At 37.2% G+C, this 9,129-nt stretch carries 12 protein-coding genes; 8 read left to right on the top strand and 4 right to left on the bottom strand.

Features of this window, described 5'->3' with window-relative positions; translation table 11 throughout:
- Positions 1-868: AI-2E family transporter (locus tag ON09_RS20145; protein ID WP_010602875.1), on the top strand; the 868-nt coding region annotated here is incomplete at its 5' end.
- Positions 869-910: 42 nt separating this feature from the next.
- Here the strand turns inward: ON09_RS20145 and ON09_RS25285 are convergent.
- On the bottom strand, positions 911-1,174 hold the full coding sequence (locus tag ON09_RS25285; protein ID WP_157259026.1) for a hypothetical protein: 264 nt from the start codon (positions 1,172-1,174) through the stop codon (positions 911-913).
- 51 nt (positions 1,175-1,225) lie between these two features.
- Between ON09_RS25285 and ON09_RS20135 the strand changes: the two genes are divergently transcribed.
- The 3 genes from ON09_RS20135 to ON09_RS20125 are packed head-to-tail and all read left to right on the top strand — an operon-like array spanning position 1,226 to position 2,902.
- Entirely contained in the window at positions 1,226-1,675 is a 450-nt protein-coding gene (locus ON09_RS20135) for a DoxX family protein (protein WP_010602873.1), read from the top strand.
- 10 nt (positions 1,676-1,685) lie between these two features.
- Positions 1,686-2,492 carry a nucleoside triphosphate pyrophosphohydrolase gene (mazG, locus tag ON09_RS20130; protein ID WP_010602872.1) on the top strand — a complete coding sequence of 269 codons (807 nt, stop codon included), beginning with the start codon at positions 1,686-1,688 and terminating at the stop codon, positions 2,490-2,492.
- Between the two features lie 2 nt (positions 2,493-2,494).
- A complete protein-coding gene (locus ON09_RS20125; RefSeq protein ID WP_010602871.1) occupies positions 2,495-2,902 on the top strand; it encodes a hypothetical protein in 408 nt (135 codons plus the stop codon).
- On the opposite strand, the gene ON09_RS20120 is transcribed toward ON09_RS20125, so the two are convergent.
- Positions 2,899-3,270: a YchJ family protein gene (locus ON09_RS20120; protein WP_010602870.1), complete on the bottom strand. Its 372-nt coding sequence runs from the start codon at positions 3,268-3,270 to the stop codon at positions 2,899-2,901. The two genes, ON09_RS20125 and ON09_RS20120, sit on opposite strands and share 4 nt — an antisense overlap.
- Before the next feature lie 79 nt (positions 3,271-3,349).
- On the opposite strand from ON09_RS20120, the gene truA reads away from it, so the two are divergent.
- Together truA and ON09_RS20110 are read left to right on the top strand one after the other, a co-directional pair.
- The gene (truA, locus tag ON09_RS20115) at positions 3,350-4,156 is read left to right on the top strand and encodes a tRNA pseudouridine(38-40) synthase TruA (RefSeq protein ID WP_039843013.1); all 807 of its coding nucleotides are present in this window, start codon (positions 3,350-3,352) and stop codon (positions 4,154-4,156) included.
- 42 nt (positions 4,157-4,198) lie between these two features.
- On the top strand, positions 4,199-4,615 hold the full coding sequence (locus tag ON09_RS20110) for a hypothetical protein (RefSeq protein ID WP_010602868.1): 417 nt from the start codon (positions 4,199-4,201) through the stop codon (positions 4,613-4,615).
- A 79-nt stretch (positions 4,616-4,694) separates the two neighbouring features.
- Here ON09_RS20110 and gyrB read toward each other — a convergent pair whose 3' ends face one another.
- Complete coding sequence (gene gyrB, locus ON09_RS20105) at positions 4,695-6,653, bottom strand: DNA topoisomerase (ATP-hydrolyzing) subunit B (protein WP_010602867.1); 1,959 nt, start codon at positions 6,651-6,653, stop codon at positions 4,695-4,697.
- A 731-nt stretch (positions 6,654-7,384) separates the two neighbouring features.
- Between gyrB and ON09_RS20090 the strand changes: the two genes are divergently transcribed.
- The gene (locus ON09_RS20090) at positions 7,385-7,984 is read left to right on the top strand and encodes an OmpH family outer membrane protein (protein WP_010602865.1); all 600 of its coding nucleotides are present in this window, start codon (positions 7,385-7,387) and stop codon (positions 7,982-7,984) included.
- A 63-nt stretch (positions 7,985-8,047) separates the two neighbouring features.
- Positions 8,048-8,530 (top strand): nucleoside deaminase, encoded by a 483-nt coding sequence (locus tag ON09_RS20085; RefSeq protein WP_010602864.1) that lies wholly within the window; start codon positions 8,048-8,050, stop codon positions 8,528-8,530.
- A 40-nt stretch (positions 8,531-8,570) separates the two neighbouring features.
- Here the strand turns inward: ON09_RS20085 and ON09_RS20080 are convergent.
- A partial coding sequence (locus tag ON09_RS20080) for a TlpA family protein disulfide reductase (protein ID WP_010602863.1) occupies positions 8,571-9,129 on the bottom strand: 559 nt, incomplete at its 5' end.

Here is a 9,129-nt window from a genome sequence, read left to right as displayed (position 1 = left end):
ACGTACACACTATCTATTTTTTGGAAATCAATTGAGTGATTTATGGGCAGATTGGCCGCTGTTGAAGAAAAAGGCAAATGTTTCTTACCATGAATTGCAGCAATGGATCTCGAAAACATTCCACGTAAATTCCGAAAAGCAACTTGCTTATTTAAACGATAGCACTGAAAAGGCATTGGCTACAAGTGCAGCCATTGTAGCCACTACATTGGCAACATTGTCTTCAACTTTGTTATTTTTAGGATTCACGCTATTATTCACCTTTTTCATTTTAAACTACCGAAGGGTGCTTTTTACCTTTTTAACTTCGGTTTTTAAAGAAGAGCACAAAGAAAAAGTGACCGAGATTGTTAGTCAGATTCAATATATCATTAAAAAATACATCATCGGTTTATTTTTACAAATGCTAATTGTAACGGTTTTAATGATAGCCGTTTTAAGTTTGTTGGGTGTTAAATATGCTGTTTTGTTAGGCTTAGTTGCCGGCATTTTCAATGTGGTTCCATATCTGGGAATATTTTTTGCCTTATTGGTAAGTTGCTTAATCACTTTTGCTACTGCTGGTGCCGGCAAAGTGCTGCTGGTTTTGATTGCTTTTATTGGTGTGCATGCGATAGATGGAAATATCCTGATGCCGCTTGTAGTAGGTTCTAAAGTGAAAATAAATGCTTTGTTTGCTTTTATTGGCATTGTAGTTGGCGAAATGATTTGGGGCATTTCGGGTATGTTTTTATGTATTCCTTACCTGGCTATGCTTAAAATTATTTTTGATCGTGTGGATACACTAAAGCCATGGGGCATTTTAATGGGCGAAGAACATAAACCCGAGAAAAAGAAACGCGTTTACCGCATCAACAAAAAAAATTAAATTAGAGGAAAAAGATTAATTGATGCCTGAAAATAGGTCGCCTCATATTTTAAGTACATCTGCCAATTTACTTGGGATATGTTTCATCGTGCTTACATCTTTAAAAAAGCTAAACCTGGTAGATGATTCTCTGATTGATGAATTTGCTGTTGCGGCAGTGATGTGTTTTATGACAAGTTGTATCTTATCTTTCATCTCCATGCGAAGAGAAAGAAATAAAAGCCAGAAGCTGGAGAAAATTGCTGATTTTGTATTTTTATCGGGATTGATAATTCTTTTCGTAGCGACAATTTTAATTGCTTTCAACCTGATATCGTAATTTTACAATCAGGCGCCTAAGCATTTTGAATCACAATTATGAAGCCCCTATTCGTTTTACTCATTGTTTATGTGGCATTGTTAGCTTTCGGCAGCCATAGCACATTTGATAAAGGTAATGTATTTGCCGGTAACATTGCCATGAGCGTGATGTTGCTCTTTACAGCCATTGGCCACTTTAAGTTCAAAACTTCAATGGCGGCAATGATTCCACTATTTATACCCAAAAAAGTAGAAATTGTAATTCTGACAGGTGTTATTGAGCTTCTTTTTGCTTTGGGTTTAGCTTTAGAAGATACACGTTACTACACCGGCATTGCACTAATTGTGTTCCTTTTAATCATTCTTCCCGCAAACATTTATGCCGCAAAACATAAAATCAACTACGAAAATTTATATAAAGCCGGCCCGGGTTTAAAATATTTATGGTTCAGAATCCCTTTTCAGCTTTTCTTAATGGCTTGGGTTTGGTACTTTAGCGTTCGATAAATACTACAATATGCCTAATAACCCAATTCCTGCAACTGCCAATAATCCTGCTGATGCCTTTAACCGGCTGCTTACTGTTTTAGATACTTTGCGTACACAATGCCCATGGGATAAAAAGCAAACGATGGAAACTTTGCGACATCTTACCATTGAGGAAACCTATGAGTTAAGCGATGCGATTTTAGATGGTGATTTAGATGAAATAAAAAAGGAACTAGGCGACGTGATGATGCATCTGGTATTTTATTCACGAATTGCATCAGAAACCGATGATTTTGACATTGTTGATGTTTTAAATGGCGTTTGTGATAAACTAGTTAATCGTCACCCTCATATTTATGGAGATGTTGAGGTGCAAAATGAGGAAGATGTAAAACGTAACTGGGAGCAAATTAAGTTAAAAGAGGGCAACAAATCTGTTCTGGCAGGAGTTCCGGCTTCTTTACCGGCATTGGTAAAAGCATCACGCATTCAGGAAAAAGCCCGCGGTGTTGGTTTTGATTGGGAAGATAAAAGTCAGGTTTGGGAAAAGGTTGAAGAAGAATTACAAGAGTTTAAAGCAGAATTTAATGTTGCAGATAACAGTGCTATTGATGTAGAACAGGCAGAGGCGGAGTTTGGCGATGTACTTTTCTCTTTAATTAACTATGCTAGGTTCATCAATATTAATCCTGAAAATGCGCTGGAAAAAACAAATAGAAAGTTCATCAAACGTTTTCAGTACTTGGAAAGCAAAGCTCAAGAAAACGGAAAAGCTCTAGCAGATATGACCTTAAGTGAAATGGATATTTATTGGAACGAGGCGAAAAAATTATAAACATGGCTATTACCGAAAACGAAAAACAGCTTCCGAAAAACTTAAAAAACATTATTACTTTCAATGTTACCGCTACAAATTCTGTTGATGGCGGAATTATTCCATGGGTAAATATTGGCAAGGCCAATGAGGATATATTAAATTTGTTAGATGCTGACGAAGTTGTGATTCCGGAACATGAAATTACCGTTTCAATTGATCATCCTATAACAACACCAACCTCATTTAGTTTATACTCTTCGATAGGATTTTCAAGAAAGCTGTTGCTTATTGAAATCAGGGAGAAATTATTAGCCTTATCGAAAGTAGCCGAAGAGTCTTTTGATATTTTTGTTTTGGACTTGGTTGCGCTAGATGTTTATCAAACCAATTCAGGTAAAATAGAAATTACTTTGGATATCGATTTTTAATAGAAAACCCCGTCAACATAATACCATTTACCGTCTTCGAGTTTGAAATTAGATTTTTCGTGCAAAACCTCTGCCTGTAATTTTTTGTTTAGATAATAGGCCTTGAATTCTACCTGATCAAAAAACGCAGAAATAATTTCAAGCTTAAGCCATCTGGTATTTTTTGCACTTTTCAAATAAGCATCTTTAGTATTCCCTTTGCGTTTGCTTGCATGAGTGGTGTCAACAAGATATTCGCAATCTGCCATTACAAATGCCGAATATCTCGATCGCATCAAGGCTTCAGCTGTTGGTGCAATACTCGCTCTTAAATGGTATGGTTGACAACAATGCTCATAAGGCAATCCGGTTCCGCAGGGACAAATCATTATTCTATTTTCTAGTGTCAACAAAATTAGGATTAAATATTTGCTCTGCTAAAATTTGCGTAAAATTGCAGCTAAAACCATGAGATATTTCTTCCACATCGCCTATCAGGGGCAACACTATAATGGATGGCAAAAGCAGCCAGGGGCAATAAGTGTGCAGGAAGTTATCGAAAAAGCACTCTTCAAAATCTTAAAAACCAATATCCCGATTGTCGGCTGTGGAAGGACAGACGCTCACGTACATGCCAGTCAGTTTTTTTTTCATGCAGATATTGAAACAAAATTTGATTTCGATTTACTCTACCGGTTAAATAAAACTTTACCGCAGAACATCGCCATTTTCGACATCATTCAAATGGATGGCTTGCCTCATGCCCGCTTCGATGCAGTTCAACGCAAGTATGATTATTTTCTCCATACCTACAAAGATCCGTTTCTGGCCAATCAAAGTTCGTTTTATTTGGAAACCGAATTCAATCTGAATAACATGAAAAAAGCTGTCGATCTTTTACCAAAATATAAAGACTATCGGGCTTTTTGTACACAGCCAAACAAATACGAGCATACAATCTGTAATGTGATGGAAGCCGATCTGTTTGTAAATGCAAAAGCCGACAGGATACGTTTTCATATTGCGAGCAATCGTTTTTTAAGTAAGATGATCCGAATTCTAATGGGGAAACTGATCAAAATTGGGCAAGGCGAATTGTCGCTTGATGAATTTGAAAACCTTCTTATTAATTTGGAAACCCCAAAAACGCTTGATCCGGCACATCCTACCGGCCTTTATCTTTCGAAGGTGACTTACCCTTATTTAAACTTAGAACCAAGAACTGAATTTTTAACAGCAACACAAGGAACTGATTGGATCTCGGTTAGCGTGTAGCGATTGAGACCTAATTTTCGTTTTAACATTAAACTGATCAAAATGAAAAATTATCTACCAATATTGACGCTATTGTTGCTTTTTTCAAGCAGCTGCAAGAAAAACAATAGTTTATTAAAAATTTCTGACGGCAACTACTCGGGCATATTACAAGTAACTTCCAGCACTTATCAAATACCAGTCACCTACCCTATTGCGATATTATTTGAGAAAGGAAAGTACAAAATAAGTCCTGATCCAGCCAGACCAGGTGGTGGTTCAGGAATTTATAATGTTAATGGAGATATCGCCCATTTTGAAGATCAGAATTTCTGGACAGCAGATTTTGATTGGAGTTTAATTTTAAGCGGTGAATATCAAATTCAAACCGATGGTGATAATTTGGTATTGATCAAGCAGCTCCGTTCAAATATTCCAGCAGGAACCTCTTATAAATATCTTCTTAAGAAAACGAATTAGCTTTGTAAACAAAAAACCTCTTCAAACTAATAGCTTGAAAAGGTTTGTAAAAATAGCTTTATCCTAAGCTTTAGCTCAATTAAGCATCAATTTTAGCATATTTAGCATTACGCTCAATAAATTCGCGGCGTGGCGCAACCTCATCACCCATTAACATTGAGAAAGTATGGTCGCATTCTGCTGCACTTTCGATAGTTGCCTGCAATAAAGTACGGGTAGCAGGATTTAATGTTGTATCCCAAAGTTGCTCTGCGTTCATCTCACCCAAACCTTTATAACGTTGAATGTGTACGCTATCTTCTTTACCGGCTCCTTTTAAACGTTGTACAGCCGCATCGCGTTGTACATCGTTCCAGCAATATTCGAACTCTTTTCCTTTTTTAACCTGATAAAGTGGTGGCGAAGCAATATAAACATATCCAGCTTCGATCAGCGCCCTCATATAACGATAGAAGAAAGTTAAAATCAAGGTTGTGATGTGCGAACCGTCGATATCAGCATCCGTCATGATTACGATTTTGTGATAACGCAGTTTAGTTAAGTTTAATGCCTTATCATCTTCTGGTGTACCAATGCTCACACCAATAGCTGTAAACATGTTTTTAATCTCATCATTTTCGTAAATTTTGTGCTCCATCGCTTTTTCAACATTCAAAATTTTACCTTTCAAAGGTAAAATAGCCTGAATATTTCTATCACGACCTTGTTTAGCGGTACCACCCGCCGAGTCACCCTCTACTAAATAAATTTCACATTTTTCAGGATCACTGTCAGAGCAATCGGCAAGTTTACCTGGCAAACCAGAACCGCCCATCACACTCTTACGCTGAACCATTTCGCGGGCTTTACGAGCCGCAGCACGGGCTGTAGCTGCCAAAATTACCTTATTGATAATCATCTTGGCCTCTTTCGGATTTTCTTCCAGGTAAATACCCAAAGCCTCACCCACTGCAACATCAACTGCACCCATTACTTCACTGTTACCCAGTTTAGTTTTGGTTTGCCCTTCAAATTGCGGCTCCTGAACTTTTACTGAAACTACTGCCGTTAAACCCTCTCTAAAGTCATCACCAGTGATTTCCATCTTCAGGTTTTTCAACAAACCAGACTTATCAGCATAAGCTTTTAAAGTACGTGTTAAACCCCTGCGGAAACCAGCAATGTGTGTTCCACCTTCGTGGGTATTAATGTTGTTTACGTATGAGTGAACATTTTCAGAATAACTATCATTGTATTGGAAAGCCAGTTCAACCGGAATACCGTTTTTGATTCCTTCGATATACACAGGATCAGGAAGGAAAGATGCTCTGGTACCATCTAAAAACTTCACAAATTCTCTTAAGCCACCTTCTGAATGAAATACTTCAGATAGAAATGATCCATCTTCCAACACTTCACGTTCATCAGTTAATGTTAAGGTGATGCCTTTATTTAGGAATGCTAATTCACGCAAACGACCTGCTAACGTATCGTACTTATATTCAGTTGTTTGCGTAAAAATAGTAGCGTCAGGACTGAAAGTTACAATGGTACCACGTTTATCAGTAACACCAGTTTCCTTAACATCGTATAATGGTTTACCAATGTTGTATTCCTGCATCCAGATTTTACCTTCACGGTGAACTTCCGCTTTTAAATGCGTGGATAATGCATTCACGCAACTTACCCCCACACCATGTAAACCACCAGAAACCTTATAGGTATCTTTATCAAATTTACCACCTGCGTGTAAAACCGTCATTACGATTTCAAGCGCCGATTTATTTTCTTTTTTATTAATACCGGTTGGAATACCACGACCGTTATCTTCAACTCTTATTGAGTTTCCTTCTAAAATCCGAACATCAATCGTATCTGCATGACCAGCTAAGGCCTCATCAATTGAGTTATCTACAACCTCGTACACTAAATGGTGTAAACCTTTCACACCAGTATCACCTATATACATCGAAGGGCGCTTACGCACCGCTTCTAAACCTTCTAAAACCTGTATATTATCTGCCGAATAATTTGACTTTAAATCTTGTTCTTCGCTCATATATTAATTAAAAACTATAAGTATCAAAAATACGGAAATTTTGGCATATACACTAATATGTGGATAAGTTTTGACCTGTTGATAGATTAGAAAATAGCTGCCTTTCGGCTCATTAAAGGAGGTTTGAAAAGCAAAACCTGCCTTTAAATCATGGCTTACTCCTGCTTTCCATAAATCCCAAGAAATCGGGATTGAATTCAATAGGATTTAGGTAGCAATAAGATTGCTAAAATGGGTGACATCAACTGATCAAAGATTCCTATAGAACGCTTGGATTAAATATCTGGGCTATTAAATGAAGCCTCCAGATGAGAAGCAGCAAAGCTTTTAATCTGGAGATGAACAACAACTGCATGTTCTACGAACCCCTGCATTTATAAAACGGCCGATCGGAACGTTTCCTCAGTTGAAAAATAATTGTTTTTTCATTTCGCAAGAACGTTTGATGTATTTGCATCATTGCGACTGCAAATAGAAGCACTAGCTGAGCCATTTAAACCCGATAAAAGCGAACACGGAGCAAACAGCTTTTTTCCAGCTGTTTGTGTAGTAAAGCGACTAGCGGGAGTTACAGTTGAAATAAATCACTGCATTTGCTTTCCAAATAATAATATGCAGCTAAACTCCGTTAAGGAAACGGTAAACGATTATTATTGAAAAGTTTATGCATCAAAAGTATTATTGCATACTTAATTATCATTTTTATCTTTGCTAAAATTTATTAAACAATAATGGAAAGAAGAACCTTTAAAACCTTTGGTTTATTTGCTACAGCTGCATTGATTACAGCATTTTCTGCATGTCAAAACAAAGAAGCTAAAACAACTGAAACTAAAAAAACAGATAGCACCACTGCACCAGTAGCGCCTAGCGAGAAAATTGTATATGTTAATTCAGATTCGTTATTAACGAAATATGAGTATTTCAAAGATTTGAAAGTGAAATTTGAAGGCAAAACCAAAAATGCTCAGGCAGATATGCAGGCTAAAGGTCAGGCTTTCCAAAGAGAATTAGCTCAATATCAACAATCTGCGCAAACTTTATCAGCCGATCAACGTAAATCGACTGAGGAACGTTTAGGACGTAAGCAACAGGAGTTACAAGCTTACCAACAAAATGCTGGTGCAGCTTTACAAAATGAGCAAGCTACTGAAAACGAAAAACTTTACGATAAAGTAGCCGACTATTTGAAAGGCTATGCTAAAGAGAAAGGTTACAAAATGGTGCTAACGTATTCTAAAGGTAATAGCGCAATCTTATTTGCTGATGAAACATTAGATGTAACATCAGAAGTGATCAAAGGATTAAATGCAGAATACACCAAGAAATAAGAAAATAACTTAAATAGGAATGCCTCGTTAATCGGGGCATTTTTTTTGTTGCTAAATTTTAAGATGGAAAATAACAAACAACACGAAGAGTTTATGAAAATGGCCATTGCGCTATCTGTACAAAACGTTACTGAGAGCATCGGCGGACCTTTTGGGGCTGTTATTGTAAAAGACGGGAAATTTATTGCAGGCTCTGCAAATAAAGTAACCTCAACCAATGACCCTACCGCCCATGCAGAGGTTTCGGCAATTAGATTGGCCTGCCAGGAGTTAAATACTTTTGATTTAAGTGGCTGCGTAGTTTACACCAGCTGTGAGCCCTGCCCAATGTGTTTGGGCGCAATTTACTGGTCGAGAATTGAAACCATCTATTATGCCAACACTAAGGTTGATGCTGAAAATATTGGGTTTAGCGATAAATTTATTTATGATGAGCTGGATAAGCCTATGGAAAAACGTTCCTTACCTGTAGTACAAATGATGCGGGATGAAGCAATGGAAGCGTTTAAATTATGGGGTGATTCGGCTATGAGGATAGATTATTAGAAAATGGGTTCAGTATGGAATACACTGAACCCATTTTTTATTATTTACTGGTTTCTTTCGGTAATAACAAACCAACCATTGAATCAATTTCTTTTACTACACCGTCATCCGAACCAGAAAAACCAATGGCTTTAAATCTAATATTTCCATCGCCATCAATGATAAATTTGGTTGGAATGCCGTCTACTTTGTAAGCACTTACAATATCAAATTTTGATGGATCTTTAGCGTTTTTAGTATCATACAAAACATTAAAATTCAGCTTTTTCTCCGCAACAAAATCAGTCACAACTTTTTCTCTGTTTTCCTCGTTTTGCCATGTGTTAACAAACAGAAACACCACATTTGGGTTAGTTGAATACTTAGCAAGCGCCTTCTGCATACCCGGGAAAGAAGCGACACAAGGCCCGCACCAGGTTGCCCAGTAATCTAAAATAACCACTTTACCTTTAAAATCCGACAGGCTAACCTTCTCTCCTTTTAAGTTAACCAGTGAAAATGCAGGTGCAGGAATGTTAATCATCTTTTTTGTCCATTCTGCTTTAGCTTTTTCTAAAGCCTCTTTTTCTAAATTCGAAGCATACGTTTCATAGGTGCCT

This window comes from Pedobacter agri PB92, assembly GCF_000258495.1.
Taxonomy (GTDB): Bacteria; Bacteroidota; Bacteroidia; order Sphingobacteriales; family Sphingobacteriaceae; genus Pedobacter; species Pedobacter agri.
Note: the sequence above shows the minus strand (reverse complement) of the source record. Positions and strands in the feature narration are given on the sequence as shown.